Origin of the sequence: Paludibacillus litoralis (assembly GCF_037646705.1) — a bacterium.
In the GTDB taxonomy this organism is placed as follows: Bacteria; Pseudomonadota; Alphaproteobacteria; order Rhodobacterales; family Rhodobacteraceae; genus Pikeienuella; species Pikeienuella litoralis.
The window spans coordinates 209404-227354 of sequence record NZ_JBBHER010000005.1; the positions used below are offsets into that span (position 1 = coordinate 209404).

The following is a 17951-nucleotide window of genomic DNA, read 5'->3' on the forward strand; positions in this document are numbered from 1 at the left end:
TTGTGCAGAGGTAGTTGGTAATTCGCGTGGGCGCAAGGCGGCGGCAAGGTCTCAACTCCGCATCAGGCGGGGCAGGGCGCCTTCATGCGCTTCGCGCGCCGCGTCGAGTGAAACCGCGCGCCCGCCAAGAATGATCTGGTCGCCCCCGACCTCTCCCACATGGCGCGCCGGAGCGCCCGCCGCTGTCGCCGCGGCGATGAGCGCGCCAAGATCGCTCGAGTCGCAGGCGAGGAGATAGCGCGCCTGATCCTCCCCGAAGAACCAGCTTTCGGCGGGGATTGCGGACTCATTCCTGACGATGACTCCGATTTCCGCGGCGAGCGCCATTTCGGCCGCCGCGATCCCGAGACCGCCATCGGAAATGTCGTGGGCGGCGCTGATCAGTCCGGCCGCCTTCAGGGCGCGCACAAGCTCCCCCGCGCGCCGCTCGGCGGTCAGATCGACGGGCGGCGCATCGCCTTCCTCACGGCCGAACAACTCGGCGAGATAGGCCGACTGGCCCATCCAGCCGGAGGTCTCGCCAATCAGGACCAGCGCGTCGCCCGGATTCGGCCGGAGCCCGATCACCTGATCCAGATTCTCGAACAGGCCGACCGCGCCGATCGTCGGCGTGGGCAGGATGCCGACACCGTCCGTTTCATTGTAGAGCGACACGTTGCCGGAGACGATCGGCATGTCGAGCGCGACGCAAGCTTCGCCGACGCCGCGGATGCAGCCTACGAGCTGTCCCATGATTTCCGGCTTCTCGGGGTTTCCGAAATTGAGGTTGTCGGTGGCCGCGAGCGGCTTCGCGCCCGTCGCCGACAGATTTCGGAAAGCCTCCGCCACCGCCTGCTTGCCGCCTTCGATCGGATTGGCGAGGCAATACCGCGGAGTCACGTCAGACGTGAACGCCAAAGCCTTGTCCGAGCCATGAACCCGGATGACCGCCGCGTCGGCGCCGGGGCGGACGACGGTGTCCCCCATCACCATATGATCGTACTGCTCCCAGACCCAACGACGGGAGCAGAGATTTGGCGAGCCGAGCAGCGCGAGAAGCGCCTCGTCCTCCGCCATCGAGGGGATCTCGCCGAGAGGCGCCGGCGCCTGCGGTTCGACCCAGGGCCGATCATATTCGGGGGCCGCGCCGGAAAGCGGACTGAGCGGCAGGTCCGCCTTCGTCTCGTTCCCCCGCATGATGATGAACCGGTCCTCGGCGATCGTCTCGCCCACGATGGCGAAATCGAGATCCCATTTCTCGAATACGGCGCGGGCCTCCGCCTCCTTCTCCGGGCGGAGAACCATGAGCATCCGCTCCTGGCTCTCGGAGAGCATCATCTCATAGGCGGTCATCCCGGTCTCGCGCACAGGCACCTGGTCGAGATTCAGCCGGATGCCGAGCCCGCCCTTGTCGCCCATCTCCACGGCGGAGCAGGTGAGGCCGGCGGCGCCCATATCCTGAATCGAGATCACCGCGCCGGTCTCCATCAATTCGAGGCAGGCCTCCATCAGGCGCTTTTCGGTGAACGGATCTCCGACCTGCACGGTCGGGCGTTTCGACTCGATCGTGTCGTCGAACTCCGCTGAAGCCATGGTCGCGCCGCCGACGCCGTCGCGCCCCGTTTTGGCCCCGAGATAGACCACCGGCATGCCGACGCCCGAAGCGGCGGAATAGAAGATGCCATCCGCCCGCGCGATGCCGGCCGCAAAGGCGTTGACCAGGCAATTGCCGTTATAGGCCGGGTGGAACCGCACCTCCCCGCCGACGGTGGGCACGCCGAAGCAGTTCCCGTAACCGCCGACGCCGCCGACAACGCCCGCGACGAGGCTGCGGGTCTTGGGATGGTCGGGGGCGCCGAAAGAGAGCGAGTTCATCGCCGCGACCGGGCGCGCGCCCATCGTGAAGACATCGCGGAGAATGCCGCCGACGCCCGTCGCCGCGCCCTGATAGGGTTCGATATAGGAGGGGTGGTTGTGGCTCTCCATCTTGAACACGACGGCGAGCCGCTCTCCATTCTCATCCGCGCCGATATCCACCACGCCGGCGTTCTCGCCGGGGCCGCAGATAACCTGCGGGCCGGCGGTCGGCAGGGTGCGCAGCCATTTCTTCGACGATTTGTAGGAGCAATGCTCATTCCACATCGCTGAAAAGATTCCGAGTTCGGTATGGCTCGGCGTGCGGCCGCATATCTCCAGTATCCGCTCGTACTCGTCGGGCTGGAGGCCATGCTCGGCGGCGAGGGCCGGAGTGACTTCAGGTTCGATCTCGGGCGCGGTCGTCATTGGCATCCTCCCCGGCATTGCTTGCGTGCGCCTCATATCCCGTTCGTCGGCCGCGCGAAAGCGGCCCTTGCGCCGCAGCCCGCCCGGTCGCATGAGTGCGATGAAATCGGATGAGGATCGGAAGATGATGGTGACGGCCGAAGAGAGAGCCGCGCCCGCGCTGACGCTCGGCTACGTCGCGATCGCGGCGGCGGTGCTGATCTGGGCCGGATGGGTCGTCGCGACGCGGGATGCGATGCTGGCGCGGCACACGCCGCTCGACGTCGCCATCTTCAGATATTGCACGCCGGCGCTGTTGCTGTCGCCGTTTCTCTGGCGGAAGGGACTCTTCCCGCGGGGCGAGAGCCCGCTCCTGATGCTGATCATGACGATCGGCTGGGGCGGCCCGTTCGTGATGCTGATCAGCCAGGGGCTGCAAACGGTGGAGGCGTCCCTCTTCGGCCCATTGGTGCCGGGGCTGTTGCCGATGGTGGTCGCGCTCTGGGGGGTGACGATCGAGGGCGAAAAACTGACGTCGGGGCGGAAGATCGGCCTCGCGCTGATCGCGCTGGCGTTGCTTCTGATCATCGGCCCGGCGGCGCTGACCAATGATTCCGGGATCCTCCGCGGCGCGCCCTGGCTTCTGGCCGGCTGCGCGGGGTGGTCCGCCTTCACCATCGCTTTCAGGCGCAGCAAGCTCACCGGCGCGGAGGCGGCGGCGTATGTCAGCCTCTATTCGTCGCCGTTTCTGATCGTGGCCGCGGCGATGCTGGGAACCGATATTTTCAACTATACGCCCGGCGATATCGGATTTCAGATCCTGGTGCAGGGCGTGCTCTCGGGCGCGATTTCGGTCGCGGCGTTCGGCTATGCGGTCAAGGCTTTGGGCGTGGCGCGCTCGTCGGCCTTCACCTCGCTGGTGCCGGTGGGCGCGGCCGTCGGCGGCTGGCTCATTCTGGGCGAGGCGGTCGGCGTCGCCGGATGGGGCGCGGTGGGCGCGACCTGCGTCGGCGTCTTCCTGGTCAATCGTTACGCGGCCTGACGGCGCTCAAAGCGCCATCGCCCCGGCGAGGCTCTCGAAGAGCCGGGCGCCGTCGACCCCGCCATGCGCCTCTTCGGCGAGCCGTTCGGGGTGGGGCATCATGCCGAGGATGCGCCGGTTTTCCGAGAGGACGCCCGCAATGTTCGCGCTGGAGCCGTTCGGATTCGCCGATGCGGTGGGCGCGCCGGCGTCGTCCACATAGCGAAAGGCGACGCGGCGTTCGTCTTCGAGCCGTTTCAGGAGTTCGGCGCCGGCGATGTAGTTGCCGTCATGATGCGCGATGGGCACGCGGATGACCTCGCCCGCCTGGTAGCAGGAGGTGAAGGGGCTGTCCGTGGTCTCCACCCGCAGCTTCACGTCGCGGCAGACGAAATTCAGCCCGGCGTTCCGCATCAGGGCGCCGGGAAGGAGCCCGGCCTCGATCAGCACCTGAAAGCCGTTGCACACGCCAAGGACGATGCCGCCCCGGTTCGCGAAATCGGCCACGGCGCGCATGATTGGCGAGCGCGCCGCGATCGCGCCGCAACGCAGGTGATCGCCGAAAGAGAACCCGCCGGGGATCGCCACGACGTCGATGCGCTCAGGCAGGGCGGCGTCCTTGTGCCAGACCATCGCCGGAGCGGCGCCGGCGGCGCGGCCGAGCGCGATCGCGAGGTCGCGGTCGCAGTTGGAGCCGGGAAAGACAATGACGGCGGCTTTCATCGCAAGGTCCTTTCAGGCGGTGAAATCGGTGATGACCGCGACGCCAGGCGGCGTCGGCCCATCCATCGCCGCGAGCTCCCGGCTCGCGGCGGAGAGGGCGATGCGCCGGGTGACGAGCGGCGCAGGGTCGAAAACGCCCGAGTCGATCAGGCTGAACAGCGAGGGGAACCGCCATCCCGGCATCCCCCGCGTTCCAAAAAGGGCGAGTTGGCCGGAATAGACGACATCCCAGGGCAGCGTCATCGCGGCGTGCGCGCCGGCGGGCATGCCGACCTGGACATGGCGGCCGAGCTTGCGAAGGCAGCGAAGGGAGGATGCGGTCGTCGCCTCGACGCCGAGCGCTTCGAGGCTGACATGGGCGCCGCCATGGGTGATCTCCCGTATGGCGTCGGCCGCGTCCGTCTCCGCCGCGTTGACCACGGCTTCCGCGCCGAAGGCCATCGCGGCGTCGAGCTTCTCGTTCACGATGTCGACCGCGACGACGCGCGCGCCAAGCGCGCGCCCCAGCATCACCGCCGAGAGGCCGACGCCGCCGGCGCCATGCACCGCCAGCCATTCGCCCGCCTTCAGCTCCGCGCGCCCGGTCAGCCCGTGCCAGGCGGTGGTGACGCGGCAGCCGAGGCCGGCGGCGACGGCGGGCTCCATCCCATCGGGGAGCGCGGCGAGATTATGATCGGCGTGAGCGACCGCGATCCGCTCGGCGAAGGCGCCGGGCGCGGTGAATCCGGGCACGATCTGACGGGCGCAGATGGTCTGATGGCCGGCGGCGCAGTCCGGGCAGGCGCCGCAGGCGAGAATGAACGGCGCGATCACCCGGTCGCCTTTCCTCCAGCGCCGCACTTCGGGGCCGGCGGCTTCGACCACGCCGCAGAATTCATGGCCGGGAATCTGCGGCAGGACGATATCGGGGTCGGCGCCGGTCCAGCCATGCCAGTCGGAGCGGCAGACGCCGCAGGCGAGCACGCTGAGGATCACGCCGTCGCCGGGGAGAGTCGGTTCATCGGCGTCGGCGATCTCCAGCGGCTGGCGCCAGCCGGTCAGCAGCGCCGCCCGCATCAGGCGATCTCGATGGCGTAATTCTCGATCACCGTATTCGCCAGCAGCTTCTCGCACATCTCGCGCACGGCCGCTTCGGCTTTCGCCGGGTCGGTCTCGTCGAGGTCGATCTCGAGATATTTTCCCTGCCTGACATCGGCGACGCCGGAAAATCCGAGCTGCCCCAAGGCATGGCGCACCGCCGCGCCCTGAGGGTCGAGAACGCCGTCCTTCAGCGTCACATGGATCCGCGCCTTCATTCTCAGCCTCGTCTTTTTAGTGAACCAGTTTGGGGCCCGAGCGCGGCTTCGCTCCGTGCGGAGGCATGATTCCGAGGCGCTTCGCGACTTCGGTATACGCATCCGTGAGATTGCCGAGATCCCGCCGGAAGACGTCCTTGTCCAGCTTCCGGCCGGTTTCGGCGTCCCAGAGCCGGCTGCTGTCCGGGCTGATCTCGTCGGCGACGATGACGCGCTGATAATCGCCTTCCCAGATGCGGCCGCATTCGATCTTGAAATCGATGAGCCTGATGCCGACGCCCAGCATCAGCCCGGTGAGGAAATCATTGACCCTGAGCGCCAGCGCGATGATGTCGTCGAGATCCTGCTGGCTGGCCCAGTTGAAGGCGATGATATGCTCTTCGGTCACCATCGGGTCGCCGAGGCCGTCGTCCTTGTAATAGAACTCGATGATCGGCCGGGGCAGGGGCTCCCCCTCCGCGATCCCGAGCCGCTTGGACAGCGAGCCCGCCGCGACATTGCGCACCACGATCTCGATCGGAATGATTTCGACCTGCCGGATCAATTGCTCGCGCATGTTCAGGCGGCGGATGAAATGGGTCGGCACGCCGATCGAATTCAGCGCTCCCATGATATGTTCGGAGATCCGGTTGTTCAGCACGCCCTTGCCCTCGATCACGTCGTGCTTTTCGGCGTTGAAGGCGGTCGCGTCATCCTTGAAATACTGGATGTACGTGCCAGGCTCCGGTCCTTCGTAGAGGATCTTCGCCTTGCCTTCGTAGACCATCCTGCGGCGGGCCATGCAGGGCTCCTTTCAGGGGAAGCCAAAAGGGAATCGGGCGCGATGACACCAGCCGCCGCGCCCGTGGTCGGCTTATAGGGCGAAACGGCGAGCCGCCGCAAGCGAAGCGGCTCATCGCGGCTTCACACGGGCGCCGCGTGTGCTTATGTGAGACGCCAACGATGGAAAGGGGTCCACATGACGAGCTTTGACGACCGGAAAAAGGCGTTCGAGAAGAAATTCGCCCATGACGCCGAAATGCAGTTCAAGGCGGCGGCGCGGCGCAACAAGCTTCTCGGCCATTGGCTGGCCGGGAAACTGGGCGAAGCGGACGCGGACGCGTATGCGCGCGCCGTCGTCATCGCCGATCTCGAAGAGGCGGGCGACGAGGACGTGGTTCGCAAGGTGATGGCCGACATCGCCGCCGTCGGCGCCCCCGTGACCGAAGCCGAGATCCGCGCGAAGATGGCTGAACTGATGCCGGAAGCGATGGCGCAGGTGATGAGCGAGGCGGGCTGACGCTCCGCCGGAAGAGAAGACGGGCGGGGGCGATGCGCCCCCCTCGCGATAAGGTCTTGAAGGGCGCGATGGCGGAGGGCATGGGCGCTTCGTCGCCGCTCCGCGCCGTCAGCCCGGTCCTTCATTAACCCGCCTCAACCCGGATTCGATCGAATCCCTTGTAGTCGAGCCGCATGTGAGCGGTCCGGAGCCGGCTCCCGGGCGGCGGGCGGTGAATGTTTGGTGTTTACTGGCCGTCCATTCCGACCTTTTCCCCGAGGACTGGCCTTTCAGGCCCCATGGTCTCCAAATCCGGCCGCGGACGCGCCCGAGATCTGCGCAGTTGGGGCGCCGCCCGCGCGCCAGTACTTGAACTTGATTGGATTTTCGCGCGCCGCATGATAATTTGCGCGTGGTTCATTAATAAAGCGCAAGTGAACCGGCGGCTTCGCATGGACGCCGCAATAACCAAAATTCATTGTGCGCGTCTGGGAGAAGAGAATGTCGGACGAACAACTCAAGAGCGCGGACCGGCGCAAGTTCATCAAATCGGTGGGAGCGACGGGCGGCGTCATCACCCTCAGCGCGTCGCTGCCCTCCGCCCTCTGGGCTCAGGCCGTGCCGCCGCAGGTGCCGATCGGCCAGGTGGTGGCCTTCACCGGTTCGGGCGCGGAATTCGGCCCCTTCTACCGCGACGCGGCGCAGCTGGCCTTCGATCAGATCAACGCCGCGGCCGAGAAGGTCTTCGGCGGCCCGATCGTCGAGCGGCTGATCGCCGAGGATTCCAACACCCTGCCGACTCCCGCCATCGAGGCGGCGCGCAAGCTGGTCGAGGCTGACGGCGTTCCGGCGATCATCGCCGCGTGGTCCAGCGGCGTGACCGTGGCGATCGCCACATCGGTCACGATTCCGTCGGGCGTTCTGCAGGTCGGCAACGGCACAACCTCGCCGCTGGTGTCGATCCTGCCCGAGGACGCGGAGGCGGATCTCCTCTACCGGACCAGCCCGTCGGACGCGTTGCAGGGCGTGGTCGCCGCCGATCTGACGGCCGGAAACATCCTCCCTGATTACAAGTTCGCCACGGCGTCCACGATCTATATCAACAACCCCTACGGTCAGGGCCTGTCCAACGCCTTCGCCGCCGCATTCGAGAAGCGCGGCGGCAAGATCCTCGCCGAGGTCGCGCATCCCGAAGAGGTGCAGCCGACCTATCGCGCGCAGATCAGCGCCGCGCTGAAGGACAAGCCCGATATCCTGCTGCTGCCGACCTATCCGTCGCACACCGCGCAGATCCTCAAGGAATGCCGCGACATCTTCAGTTACACCAGCTGGCAGTTCACCGACGCCAACCGCTCCACCGAGGTGCTGGACGCCGTCGGCGGCAAGGATCTGGCGGGCAAGCTCGGCACCGTGCCGTCGGCGGATCCGGATTCGCCGAGCTACAAGAGCTTCGCCGAAGCCTATCGCAAGGCCACCGGCCAGGATCATATCCCGCCCTTCACCGAAACCACCTACGATGCGGCGATGGTGATCGGGCTGGCGCTGGCCAAGGTGATCGCGGGCGGCGTCGCCGACCCGGCGAAGATCACCGGGCGCGCGCTGGCCGATCAGCTGCGCCCGATCGCCAACCCGCCCGGCGGCGCCATCGTCGGCGGCGGCCAGGAAGAGATCACCAAGGCGTTGCAGATGATCAAGGACGGCGAGGACATCAACTATGTCGGCGCCGGCGGCTCGGTCGATTTCGACGACAACGGCGACGTCAAGACCCCGGTCGCGATCTGGAAATACACCGAGACCGGCGATGAGAACGTCAAGATCGTCCCGGCGGACGAGATCGCTTCGGAATAGGGCTCTGCGCCATCGCGACTAAAGGCGGGCGCCCGAATGGGCGCCCGCCTTTTCATATGCGCCGGCGCTCAGGGCCGGGTTTCCGCCGCCGCGCCGCCGGCTTGCGCCGCGTCGTCCCGCGGCATGAAATCCGACACTTTCTTGCGTTCGCGCAGAATCCCCTGCGGGCGATAGAGCACGATCACCCCCAGCAGCAGCGCCACCAGCATCCAGCGCAGATACGCCCCGCGCGACGGCAGGTCGGATGAGATCAGCCGCAGCGCCGGGCTCACCGCGTCGATCATGAAGGCGGCGCCGCTCCACACCCCCCAGACGGCGAAAGCCCCCAGAATAGCGCCCTTGTTGTTGCCGCTGCCGCCCAGCATCAGCATCACCCAGACGATGAAGGTGGCGAACAGCGGGTTGAAATGGCTGTAATCGATGCTGACCACGTAATGCGCGTAGACCGCCCCCGCGACTCCCATGATGAAACTGCCGATCACGAAGGATTCGATGCGCCGCCAGAACACGTTCTTGCCGTTCATCGCGGCCGAATTCTCCTCGTCGCGCACGGCGCGCAGCATCCGCCCCCAGGGCGAGCGCGAGATGCGCTCCAGCGCGATGAACGTCAGCGCCAGCATGAGCGACACCACGATCAGATAGAAGAACACGTAATCGCGCGGGCTGAGCGGCTCCAGGAACCGCGCCGCCCCGGAGGGCAGCCAGGAGCAGGCCGGATCCTTGAACAGGCAATCGAGCGGCCGCGGGATGCCGCGCATCGGCTGCGGGCCGTTGGCCAGCCAGCGCTCGTTCTGAAAGATGAAGCGGATCACCTCCGCGATGCCAAGCGTGGCGATGGCGAGAAAGTCGGTGCGCAGACGCAGAACCGGGATGCTGATCAGAAACCCGACGATGGCGGCGATGAGCCCGGCCATGACCACCCCGGCCAGAAACGGCCATTGCAGCCCGAACGCCTGTTGCGAATAGGCGGCCAGCGCGCCCACGGGCGTGCTCGTCGTGAAGAGCGCGGAGGTGAAGGCCCCCACCGCGAAGAACCCCGCCACCCCGAAATTGACATGGCCCGCCAGCCCCCATTGGCTGTTCAGGCCCAAGGACAGGATCGCGTAGATCCCCGCCATGGTGGAGAAGGAGACCAGATAGGTCAGCGCGCCGCGGTCCAGCGCCTGCGGCAGCGCCCATGCGGCGCCCGCGGCCAGCGCCAGCGCCAGCGCCGCGCGCAGCCAGGCCCGGCCCGGCAGCACGAGAAGCCCCAGCAGGAACAACGGCGGGAACAGGAAGGCGGCGCGCGCGAGGTCGATCTGCTCCATCTTCAGTCTCCTTTCTGTCCGAACAGCCCCTGCGGCTGCAGGACCAGAACGATGACCATCAGGATGAAGGCCACCCCCGGGCCGTAGGCGGGGTTGATGAAGGAGGACGAGACCTGTTGCGCGACGCCGATGATGACGGCGCCGACGATGGCGCCGATCGGGCTGCCGAGGCCGCCCATGATCACCGCGGCGAACATCGGCAGCAACAGAAACCAGCCCATCTCGGGCCGCAATTGCGAGGCGAGCCCGTACATGACGCCGCCCGCGACGCCGAGAGCGGCGCCCAGAACCCATGTCCAGGCGATCACCCGCTCGGTGTTGATGCCCCGCACCTGCGCCAGGTCGGGGTTGTTGGCGGTGGCGCGCATCGCCTTGCCCATGCGCGTGCGCGCCAGCAGGATCCAGGTCAGCGCCACCAGGATCGCGGCGAGAATGAAGACGAAGATCTGATCGGCCTGGATGCGGATGTTCAGCGGCAGCGTCAGCGCGGGATTGGCCCGGCCGGGATAATAGAACAGAAAGTCCGACCCCCAGATCAGATAGACCACGCTCCGCAAGAAGAACGACGCCGCCAGCGACGCCATGGCGAAGAGCACCAGCGACGCGCCCCGCACCCGCAGAGGGCGAAACAGCACCCGGTCCACGGCCAGCGCCACGAGCGCGACCAGCGGCATGGTCACGATCATGCCCGCCATCAGCTCCCAGCCGAACGAAAACGGCCTGAGCGCCGCGCCCGCGGGCAGAAGCGCGGCGATGGTGAAGGCGCCGTAGGCCCCGAAGGTCACCAGCTCGCCATGCGCGAAATTCGGAAATTTCAGCACGCCGTAGACCAGCGTGAGGCCGATCGCGCCGAGCGCGATGATCCCGCCCAGCATCACCCCCCAGATCGTCAGCGACAGGAGATCCGAGCCCGACGCGCCCTGCGCGTAGCCCAGCAGCCAGAAGGCCGCCAATGTCAGGGCCAGCGCGATCGCCAGCGCCGTGCGGCTCCGCAACGCCCCGAACATGCGTTCGCGCGGGGTGCGGTCATCGGAGCGGCGGGGCGCCTCGGCCTCCGCGACGTCATGCATGCTCACCCTGGCCCTCCTCTTCCGTCGCCGGTTCCATGGTCACCCTCCCAGATACAGCCGCCCGACCTCGGCGTCGTCCAGCAGATCCCGCCCGGTGCCCTCGAACCGGTTCTCGCCGCTGGCGAGCACATAGCCCCGGTCCGACATCCGCAGCGACAATTGGGCGTTTTGTTCAACGATCAGAATGGCTGGCCCGGTCTTGTTGATCTTTTCGATCTGCTCGAAGATCACGCCGACCATCTTGGGCGACAGCCCCGCCGACGGCTCGTCGAGCAGCACCAGCTTCGGGTTCAGCATCAGCGCGCTGCCCATGGCGACCATCTGGCGCTCGCCGCCCGACATCTTGCCGGCGCGCTGGTTGCGGCGCTCCTTCAGGCGGGGAAAATATTCGTAGATGCTTTCCTTGCGCGCCTCGATGTCGGCCTTCTTCGCCAGAAACGCGCCCATCTCCAGGTTCTCCGAGACCGTCAGGTCGGTGAAGATGTTGGCCACCTGCGGCACATAGCACATGCCCCGCTCGACGATCTGATAGGGTTGCAGCGCCGAGATGTCGGTCCCGTCGAAATGGATCGAGCCGCTGCGCGGATGCAGCAGGCCGAAGACGGTCTTCATCACCGTCGATTTCCCGGCGCCGTTCGGGCCGATGATGGTCACCATCTCGCCCTCGCCGACCGTCAGCGACACGTCGCGCAGAATCTCCGTGTCGCCATATCCGGCGGTGACGTTCCTGACCTCAAGCAGCGCCATATTGCCCCCCCAGATACGCCTCCAGAACCCGGCTGTCCTTGCGCACCTCGTCGGGATGGCCTTCCATCAGCCGGCGCCCCTCGCTCATCACGATCACCGGATCGCAGAGTTCCATCACCAGATCCATGTCGTGTTCGATCAGCAGGAAGGTGACGCCGCGCTCGCGGCGCAGGTATTCGATGTTCTCGGCCAGCTTCTTCATCAGCGTGCGGTTGACGCCCGCCGCCGGCTCGTCCAGCAGCACCAGGCGCGGATTGGCCATCATGGTGCGCGCCAGCTCCAGCAGCTTTTTCTGCCCGCCGGAGAGCCGGCCGGCGTATTCATGCGCCAGATGCGTGAGGTTGACGAAATCCAGCACCTCAAGCGCCTGATCGCGAAGCGCGCGCTCCTCTCGGCGCACGGCGCCGGGGCGGAGCCAGCAATTCCAGAACTGCTCGCCCGTCTGATCGGGGGCGACCAGCATCAGGTTCTCCAGCACGGTCATGGTGCCGTGTTCGCGCGGAATCTGGAAGGTCCGGCAGATGCCGCGCCGAAACACGCCGTGCGGCGGCAGGCTGGTGATGTCCTCGCCGTCGGTGAAGACCCGCCCCGAGTCGGGGGTGAAATAGCCGGTGATCAGGTTGAACAACGTCGTCTTGCCCGCGCCGTTCGGGCCGATCAACCCCGTCACCGTGCCTTCCCGAACGCTCAGCGAACAGCCGTCTATCGCGCGCAAGCCTCCAAAATCCTTCACCAGATCGCGGACTTCCAGAACTGGCGGCTTGGCGGCGGTCGTGTCGGACATAGGCTGTCTCTGGCTTCTGTAATGACCTGATATCCATACTACTGATGTCGGCGAGATCAAAGTGATGAGTTAAGTCTTGAGCTCGATGACCGCCTGAAAGACAGAATTTGTCTGAACTGGCGTAAACGCGCCCGAGTACTCCGCCGGGGGACTGTTACATGACATGACGGAGGGCGGCGTCGCCGGCCATCCCGCCCGCCATCCGCTTCGTCGGCCGAAATCTCGCCCTCTGATCGACGGCGCCCGGCCGGACGATCGGTCGTCCCGGCGCCAATAATCAGCGGCGAGATTGAACCCCCGCGCAAAAAGATCATAGATCGGGCGACGAAAAGACGCCGTTGCGAACGGATTGATTGGCGGAGGAAAGAATGCGGGAACGTCCGAATAGCGTGAAGCAAGGGCTGGCGGAGGGGCGGTTGAAGCTGGGGCTCTGGTGCTCGCTCGGGTCGGCGCTGGCGACCGAGGTGATGGCCGGGTCGGGGTGCGACTGGCTGTTGATCGACGGCGAGCACAGCCCGAACGACCTCCTCAGCATCATGGCGCAGCTGCAGGCCGTGGGCGGCCACCCCATCGAAGCCTGCGTGCGCCTCCCCGAGGACGACGCGACCCTGATGAAGCAGTTTCTGGACGCCGGCGCGCGCAATCTGATGATCCCGAACGTGCGCACCGCCGAGCAGGCCCGCCGCATCGTCGCCGCCGCGCGCTACGCGCCGGACGGGTTTCGCGGCTTTTCCGTGGGCCACCGCGCCAACCAGTTCGGCCGGATCAAGGACTATCACCGCAACGCGCACCTGAATCAGCTGCTGGTCGTCCAGATCGAGTGCGAGGAGGGCGTCCGGAACGCGGCCGAGATCGCCGCCGTCGACGGCGTCGATGTGCTTTTCGTCGGCCCCGGCGACCTCTCGACCAATATGGGCGCGATGCATGACGCCGGCGTCGATCATGTGCAGCAGGCGATCGCCAGCGTGCTCGACGCCGCCGGATCGGCGGGCAAGGCCGCCGGAATTCTGGCCCCCGACCGCGCCGACGCCGAGCGGTATATCGCGAACGGGTTCACCTATGTCGCGGTGGGCGCCGATCTCGGGCTGGTCGCGCGCGGCTCGGACGCGCTGATCGCGCATTTCAGGACGGCCTGAGGGAGGGCGCGTCCGGCGCCGCGCATCCGGCCGTCTCGGCTGGAGATCTGAAAATCGCGCCGGAGCAAGAGCTGTTCGGCGACGTGAAGCAAAGGGAATATCCCATGGAAAAACTGAACCGAATTCTGCTGACCGGCGCCTCTGGCGGCCTGGGCGCGCTCCTGCGCGCGAACATCGCGAAGCATTGCGAGCACCTGCGCCTGACCAATCGGCACGACATGGGCGAGGCCGCCGCGAACGAGGAGATCGTGCGCTGCGATCTCTCTGACGCGGATGCGGTGATGGAGCTGACGCGCGACGTCGATATGGTGATCCATATGGGCGGGGTCGGGCGTGAAAACACCTTCGAGGCGATTTTGCAGTCCAACTATGTCGGCTTCTACAATCTCTACGAAGGATGCCGCAAGAACGGCGTCAGGCGGGTGATCTGGGGCAGTTCGAACCACGCGATCGGGTTCTACCCGCGCACCCAGCGCATCGACGCGGCCGTCACCCCGCGGCCCGACAGCAATTACGGCGTCTCCAAGGTCTTCGGCGAGGCCATGGCGCAGTATTACTGGGATAAATACCGGCTCGAAACCGTCTCGATCCGCATCGGCTCGTGCTTTCCCAAGCCGGTGGACCGCCGGATGCTGACCACCTGGCTGAGCTATCCCGATTTCGTGCATCTGACCGAATGCTGCCTCGCCGCGCCGCGGGTCGAGCACACCATCGTTTACGGCGTGTCGGATAATGACAGCCAGCTCTGGGACAATCACATGGCCGCGCATCTCGGCTATCGCCCCAAGGACAACGCCGAAATCTATCGCGCGGAGATCGAGGCCCGAACGGCGCCCTACGACCGTGACGATCTGACGATCGCGGCGCATGGCGGCGGGTTCGCCGCCGCAGGCCATTTCGAGGACTAGAGCATGCCGATTCCGGCGTATAAGTCGCCCCGCGCCGCCAGCTATGACGTTGTCATCGTCGGCGGCGCGGTCATCGGCTCGTCCATCGCCTATTGGCTGACGGAATGTGAGGCGTTCACCGGCTCCGTTCTCGTGGTCGAACGCGACAGCAGCTACGAATTTTCCTCGACCGCGCTGTCGACCAGTTCGATCCGGCAACAATATTCAAACCCGATCAACATCCGGATCAGCCAGTTCGGCGTGGAGTTCATCGAAACCTTCCCCACCCGGATGCGGAAATACTACGCCGACGAGCCGGCGCCGGAGTTGGGGTTCAGGGAGCACGGCTACCTTTACTGCGCCTCGCACGAAGGCGCCGCGGCCGCGCGCGCGCGCGCGGCGCTGCAACGCGAGCATGGCGCGCATACGGTCTTTCTTGAGCCGGGCCCGCTCAAGGATCGGTTTCCCTGGCTCAATGTCGATGATCTCGGCGGCGGATGCTGGGGCGCGAAGGCCGAAGGCTGGTTCGATTCCGTCGGGCTGATGAACGGCTTCAAGCGCGGCGCGCGCCATAACGGGGCCGAATATATCGACAATCAGGTGATGGCGCTCGGCCGCGAAAAGGACCGGATCGCCTCGGTCACCCTGAAAACCGGCGAGACGGTGCGCTGCGGGACGCTGGTCAACGCCGCAGGCCCGCGCGCGTCGGTGGTGGCGGCCATGGCGGGGCTGTCGATCCCGGTCGAGCCGCGCAAGCGCTACAGCTTCGTCTTCGCCAGTCGCACGCCGATTCCGGGGCGGATGCCGTTGGTGATCGACCTCACCGGCGCGTTCGTGCGCCCCGAGCATGCCCTCTTTCTGGCCGGCGGCGCGCCGAGGGCGGACGGCCCGTCCGCCCTCGATGATTTCGAGACCAGGCATGAGGAATTCGACGACTACATCTGGCCCGCGCTCCACAACCGCATTCCGTCGTTCGACGCGCTGAAGGTCCAACGATCCTGGACCGGACATTACGCCTATAACACGTTGGATCATAACGCGATTGTCGGTTTTCACACGACGGTGCGGAACTTCGTGTTCGCGAACGGGTTTTCGGGCCACGGGTTGCAGCAGGCGCCCGCCGTCGGACGCGGCGTCGCCGAGCTGATCGTCCATGGCGGCTATCGCACCCTGGACCTGAGCCCGCTTTGCTATGAGCGCATCGAACGAGACGAGCCCTTCCTGGAGGAGGCGATCATCTGAACTGCGGAGGCGAGGAGGATAATCGTTTTATTATCAATACAGTATGAAAAACACCTGAAGTTCAAGATCAAGCCCGGCGCCGCGATCTCACGCGCCGCGCGTCACCGTCTTCACCGGAAAGAGGGAGGCTCGGACAGGGGCCATCGAGCGGCCCCGCGAGCGCGGCCCGGACCTTCAACCCTGCTCCAGCGGGCGCGCGCCCGAAGCGCGTCTCAGACGCGCAAGCACCATTTCAGGATCGCCTTCTGCGCGTGCAGCCGGTTTTCCGCCTCGTCGAAGATGACCGAGTGCGGGCCGTCCAGCACCTCCGCCGTCACCTCCTCGCCGCGATGGGCGGGCAGGCAATGCATGAAGAGCGCGCCGGGCGCCGCCTGCGCCATCAGCTCCTCCGTGACCTGATAGGGCGCGAGCTGGTTGTGGCGGCTCTGGCGGGCGGCGTTCTCGTCGCCCATCGAGAACCAGGTGTCCGTGATCACGGCGTCGGCGCCGGCGGCCGCTTTCGCCGCGTCCCGCTCCACGCGCACGTCGGCGCCCTCGGCTTCGGCGAAGGCGAGCGCGCGCGGGTGGGGCGACAGCGCCGTCGGGCAGGCGAGCGCGAGCGAGAAGCGAAGCCGCGCCGCCGCCTCGATGAAGCTGGAGGCGACGTTGTTTCCGTCCCCGGTCCAGCAGAGCCGGCGCCCTTCGATCGGGCCGTTTTTCTCCTCGAAGGTCATCACGTCGGCCACGATCTGGCAGGGATGGCTGTCGTCGGTGAGGCCGTTGATGACCGGAACCGCGGCGTGCTTCGCCATCTCCAGCAGGTTGGCGTGCCCGGAGGTGCGCATCATGATCGCATCGACATAACGCGAGAGAACGCGGGCGGTGTCGGCCACGGTTTCGCCGCGCCCGAGCTGCGAGCCGCCGCCGGAGAGCAGCACCGCGTGGCCGCCGAGCTGGCGGATGCCGATCTCGAAGCTCACCCGCGTCCGCGTCGAGGGCTTCTCGAAGATCATCGCCAGCGCGCGGCCGGGCAGGGCGGGCGCGGGATCGGGCGCGCCGTTCGGCAGGCCTGCGCGCGCCGCCTTCATCGCCTTCGCGTCCTCGATGATCGCGCGCAGATCGTCGGCGCCGATATCGCGGATATCGAGAAAGTGCCGGCGCCCCGCCGCGCCCGGCCGGATCTCGCCCGCGGCGCTCATGCGGCCTTGAGCGCGCGGCAGGCGGCGTCGAGCCGCGTCATCGCCTCGTCGATCTCTTCATCGGTGACGTTCAGCGGCGGCAGGATGCGGATGACGTCGCCCGCCGCCGGCACGGTCAGCAGAAGCTGGTCATAGGCGGCCTTGATCACCTCCCCGTTCGGGCGCGCGCATTTGACGCCGATCATCAACCCTTCGCCGCGCACCGATTCCAGCACCTCGGGATGCGCGGCGACGACCGCGCCGAGCTTCTGCGAGAGCGTTCCGGCGAGCCGGCGCACATTGCTGAGGAAGGCCTCGTTGGCCACCTCGTCCAGCACCGCCATCGCCACCGCCGCGCCGAGCGGATTGCCGCCATAGGTGGAGCCGTGGACGCCGGCGGTCATGCCGGAGGCCGCGCGCTCGGTGGCGAGGCAGGCGCCGATGGGGAAGCCGCCGCCGATGCCCTTGGCGATCGCCATGATGTCCGGGGCGACGCCGGCCCATTCATGCGCGAAAAGCCGCCCGGTGCGGCCCACGCCGCACTGGATCTCGTCGAAGATGAGCAGCGCGCCGGTCTCGTCCGCGATCTCGCGGAGGCCCCGCAGGAACGCCCGCTCCATCGGGATGATCCCGCCTTCGCCGATCACCGGCTCGATGCAGATCGCGGCGGTCTCCGGGCCGGCGGCGGCGCGCACCGCGTCGAGATCGATCGGAACCTGCCGGAAGCCGGGCGCGAGCGGGCCGAATCCCTTCACCATCTTCTCCGCGCCGGAGGCCGAGATCCCGGCGAGGGTCCGGCCATGGAAGCAGCCGTCGAAAGTGATGATCTCCACCCGTTCCGGCGCGCCGATATCGGACTGATGCTTGCGCGCGGTCTTGAAGGCGCACTCGATCGCCTCGGCGCCGGAATTGGTGAAGAACACCGTATCGGCGAAGGTGAGCTCGCAGAGCCGTTCGGCGAGCCGCTCCTGCCAGGGGGCGCGGTAGAGATTGGAGGTGTGCCAGAGCTTGCCGGCCTGCTCGGTCAGCGCGGCGACCAGCTTCGGGTGCGCATGGCCGAGGCAGTTGACGGCGATGCCTGCGGCGAAATCCAGATGGCGGCGCCCTTCCCGGTCGATCAGCCATGCGCCTTCGCCGCGCACGAACTCATGATCTGTGCGCGCATAAGTCGGCATCAGGGTAGGGATCATCTGTTCGGCCCTCCTTACGGGGCTATCGTTCCTCAAAAAACCGCG

The 17951-nt window shown here is 66.8% G+C and carries 17 protein-coding genes; 6 read left to right on the plus strand and 11 right to left on the minus strand.

The features are described from left to right. Window positions 1-51: 51 nt before the first annotated feature. The gene (gene purL / locus WG921_RS10180) at window positions 52-2262 is read right to left on the minus strand and encodes a phosphoribosylformylglycinamidine synthase subunit PurL (protein ID WP_340109120.1); all 2211 of its coding nucleotides are present in this window, start codon (window positions 2260-2262) and stop codon (window positions 52-54) included. Between the two features lie 124 nt (window positions 2263-2386). On the opposite strand from purL, the gene WG921_RS10185 reads away from it, so the two are divergent. Then, the gene (locus WG921_RS10185; protein ID WP_340109121.1) at window positions 2387-3283 is read left to right on the plus strand and encodes a DMT family transporter; all 897 of its coding nucleotides are present in this window, start codon (window positions 2387-2389) and stop codon (window positions 3281-3283) included. A gap of 6 nt (window positions 3284-3289) precedes the next feature. Here WG921_RS10185 and purQ read toward each other — a convergent pair whose 3' ends face one another. Genes purQ through purC form a run of 4 tightly spaced genes read right to left on the minus strand, consistent with a single transcriptional unit; the run spans window position 3290 to window position 6061 of the window. Further along, on the minus strand, window positions 3290-3985 hold the full coding sequence (gene purQ / locus WG921_RS10190; RefSeq protein WP_340109122.1) for a phosphoribosylformylglycinamidine synthase subunit PurQ: 696 nt from the start codon (window positions 3983-3985) through the stop codon (window positions 3290-3292). 12 nt (window positions 3986-3997) lie between these two features. Next, window positions 3998-5041, minus strand: coding sequence for a zinc-dependent alcohol dehydrogenase family protein (locus WG921_RS10195; protein WP_340109123.1), 1044 nt, complete (start codon window positions 5039-5041; stop codon window positions 3998-4000). Further along, window positions 5041-5280 (minus strand): phosphoribosylformylglycinamidine synthase subunit PurS, encoded by a 240-nt coding sequence (gene purS, locus WG921_RS10200; protein WP_340109124.1) that lies wholly within the window; start codon window positions 5278-5280, stop codon window positions 5041-5043. The genes WG921_RS10195 and purS overlap by 1 nt, the downstream gene beginning before the upstream one ends. A 16-nt stretch (window positions 5281-5296) precedes the next feature. Further along, a complete protein-coding gene (purC, locus tag WG921_RS10205; protein ID WP_340109125.1) occupies window positions 5297-6061 on the minus strand; it encodes a phosphoribosylaminoimidazolesuccinocarboxamide synthase in 765 nt (254 codons plus the stop codon). 177 nt (window positions 6062-6238) lie between these two features. Here purC and WG921_RS10210 point away from each other — a divergent pair, with 177 nt between their 5' ends. Then, a complete protein-coding gene (locus tag WG921_RS10210) occupies window positions 6239-6559 on the plus strand; it encodes a DUF1476 domain-containing protein (RefSeq protein ID WP_340109126.1) in 321 nt (106 codons plus the stop codon). Window positions 6560-7039: 480 nt separating this feature from the next. After that, on the plus strand, window positions 7040-8386 hold the full coding sequence (locus WG921_RS10215) for an ABC transporter substrate-binding protein (protein WP_340109127.1): 1347 nt from the start codon (window positions 7040-7042) through the stop codon (window positions 8384-8386). Window positions 8387-8454: 68 nt separating this feature from the next. Here WG921_RS10215 and WG921_RS10220 read toward each other — a convergent pair whose 3' ends face one another. The 4 genes from WG921_RS10220 to WG921_RS10235 are packed head-to-tail and all read right to left on the minus strand — an operon-like array spanning window position 8455 to window position 12294. Next, a complete protein-coding gene (locus tag WG921_RS10220) occupies window positions 8455-9693 on the minus strand; it encodes a branched-chain amino acid ABC transporter permease (protein ID WP_340109128.1) in 1239 nt (412 codons plus the stop codon). A gap of 2 nt (window positions 9694-9695) precedes the next feature. After that, a complete protein-coding gene (locus tag WG921_RS10225) occupies window positions 9696-10763 on the minus strand; it encodes a branched-chain amino acid ABC transporter permease (RefSeq protein ID WP_340109316.1) in 1068 nt (355 codons plus the stop codon). 39 nt (window positions 10764-10802) lie between these two features. Beyond that, window positions 10803-11510: an ABC transporter ATP-binding protein gene (locus tag WG921_RS10230; RefSeq protein WP_340109129.1), complete on the minus strand. Its 708-nt coding sequence runs from the start codon at window positions 11508-11510 to the stop codon at window positions 10803-10805. Then, window positions 11497-12294 carry an ABC transporter ATP-binding protein gene (locus WG921_RS10235; protein ID WP_340109130.1) on the minus strand — a complete coding sequence of 266 codons (798 nt, stop codon included), beginning with the start codon at window positions 12292-12294 and terminating at the stop codon, window positions 11497-11499. The genes WG921_RS10230 and WG921_RS10235 overlap by 14 nt, the downstream gene beginning before the upstream one ends. A 368-nt stretch (window positions 12295-12662) precedes the next feature. Here WG921_RS10235 and WG921_RS10240 point away from each other — a divergent pair, with 368 nt between their 5' ends. The 3 genes from WG921_RS10240 (at window position 12663) to WG921_RS10250 (ending at window position 15559) form a co-directional block, all read left to right on the plus strand. Continuing rightward, window positions 12663-13430, plus strand: a complete 768-nt coding sequence (locus tag WG921_RS10240; protein ID WP_340109131.1) for an HpcH/HpaI aldolase family protein — start codon at window positions 12663-12665, stop codon at window positions 13428-13430. Between the two features lie 104 nt (window positions 13431-13534). Next, the gene (locus tag WG921_RS10245) at window positions 13535-14338 is read left to right on the plus strand and encodes an NAD-dependent epimerase/dehydratase family protein (RefSeq protein WP_340109132.1); all 804 of its coding nucleotides are present in this window, start codon (window positions 13535-13537) and stop codon (window positions 14336-14338) included. Window positions 14339-14341: 3 nt separating this feature from the next. Further along, entirely contained in the window at window positions 14342-15559 is a 1218-nt protein-coding gene (locus WG921_RS10250) for an NAD(P)/FAD-dependent oxidoreductase (RefSeq protein WP_340109133.1), read from the plus strand. A 212-nt stretch (window positions 15560-15771) separates the two neighbouring features. Here WG921_RS10250 and argF read toward each other — a convergent pair whose 3' ends face one another. Both argF and WG921_RS10260 read right to left on the minus strand, forming a co-directional pair. Continuing rightward, window positions 15772-16737, minus strand: coding sequence for an ornithine carbamoyltransferase (gene argF, locus WG921_RS10255; protein ID WP_340109134.1), 966 nt, complete (start codon window positions 16735-16737; stop codon window positions 15772-15774). Continuing rightward, window positions 16734-17906 (minus strand): aspartate aminotransferase family protein, encoded by a 1173-nt coding sequence (locus WG921_RS10260; protein WP_340109135.1) that lies wholly within the window; start codon window positions 17904-17906, stop codon window positions 16734-16736. The genes argF and WG921_RS10260 overlap by 4 nt, the downstream gene beginning before the upstream one ends. Window positions 17907-17951: the final 45 nt, after the last annotated feature.

Bases quoted from the DNA above. Each gene is read 5' to 3' on its own strand.
- purL (WP_340109120.1), bottom strand. From the start codon at position 2,262: ATGACGACCGCGCCCGAGATCGAACCTGAAGTCACTCCGGCCCTCGCC.
- WG921_RS10185 (WP_340109121.1), top strand. From the start codon at position 2,387: ATGATGGTGACGGCCGAAGAGAGAGCCGCGCCCGCGCTGACGCTCGGC.
- purQ (WP_340109122.1), bottom strand. From the start codon at position 3,985: ATGAAAGCCGCCGTCATTGTCTTTCCCGGCTCCAACTGCGACCGCGAC.
- WG921_RS10195 (WP_340109123.1), bottom strand. From the start codon at position 5,041: ATGCGGGCGGCGCTGCTGACCGGCTGGCGCCAGCCGCTGGAGATCGCC.
- purS (WP_340109124.1), bottom strand. From the start codon at position 5,280: ATGAAGGCGCGGATCCATGTGACGCTGAAGGACGGCGTTCTCGACCCT.
- purC (WP_340109125.1), bottom strand. From the start codon at position 6,061: ATGGCCCGCCGCAGGATGGTCTACGAAGGCAAGGCGAAGATCCTCTAC.
- WG921_RS10210 (WP_340109126.1), top strand. From the start codon at position 6,239: ATGACGAGCTTTGACGACCGGAAAAAGGCGTTCGAGAAGAAATTCGCC.
- WG921_RS10215 (WP_340109127.1), top strand. From the start codon at position 7,040: ATGTCGGACGAACAACTCAAGAGCGCGGACCGGCGCAAGTTCATCAAA.
- WG921_RS10220 (WP_340109128.1), bottom strand. From the start codon at position 9,693: ATGGAGCAGATCGACCTCGCGCGCGCCGCCTTCCTGTTCCCGCCGTTG.
- WG921_RS10225 (WP_340109316.1), bottom strand. From the start codon at position 10,763: ATGCATGACGTCGCGGAGGCCGAGGCGCCCCGCCGCTCCGATGACCGC.
- WG921_RS10230 (WP_340109129.1), bottom strand. From the start codon at position 11,510: ATGGCGCTGCTTGAGGTCAGGAACGTCACCGCCGGATATGGCGACACG.
- WG921_RS10235 (WP_340109130.1), bottom strand. From the start codon at position 12,294: ATGTCCGACACGACCGCCGCCAAGCCGCCAGTTCTGGAAGTCCGCGAT.
- WG921_RS10240 (WP_340109131.1), top strand. From the start codon at position 12,663: ATGCGGGAACGTCCGAATAGCGTGAAGCAAGGGCTGGCGGAGGGGCGG.
- WG921_RS10245 (WP_340109132.1), top strand. From the start codon at position 13,535: ATGGAAAAACTGAACCGAATTCTGCTGACCGGCGCCTCTGGCGGCCTG.
- WG921_RS10250 (WP_340109133.1), top strand. From the start codon at position 14,342: ATGCCGATTCCGGCGTATAAGTCGCCCCGCGCCGCCAGCTATGACGTT.
- argF (WP_340109134.1), bottom strand. From the start codon at position 16,737: ATGAGCGCCGCGGGCGAGATCCGGCCGGGCGCGGCGGGGCGCCGGCAC.
- WG921_RS10260 (WP_340109135.1), bottom strand. From the start codon at position 17,906: ATGATCCCTACCCTGATGCCGACTTATGCGCGCACAGATCATGAGTTC.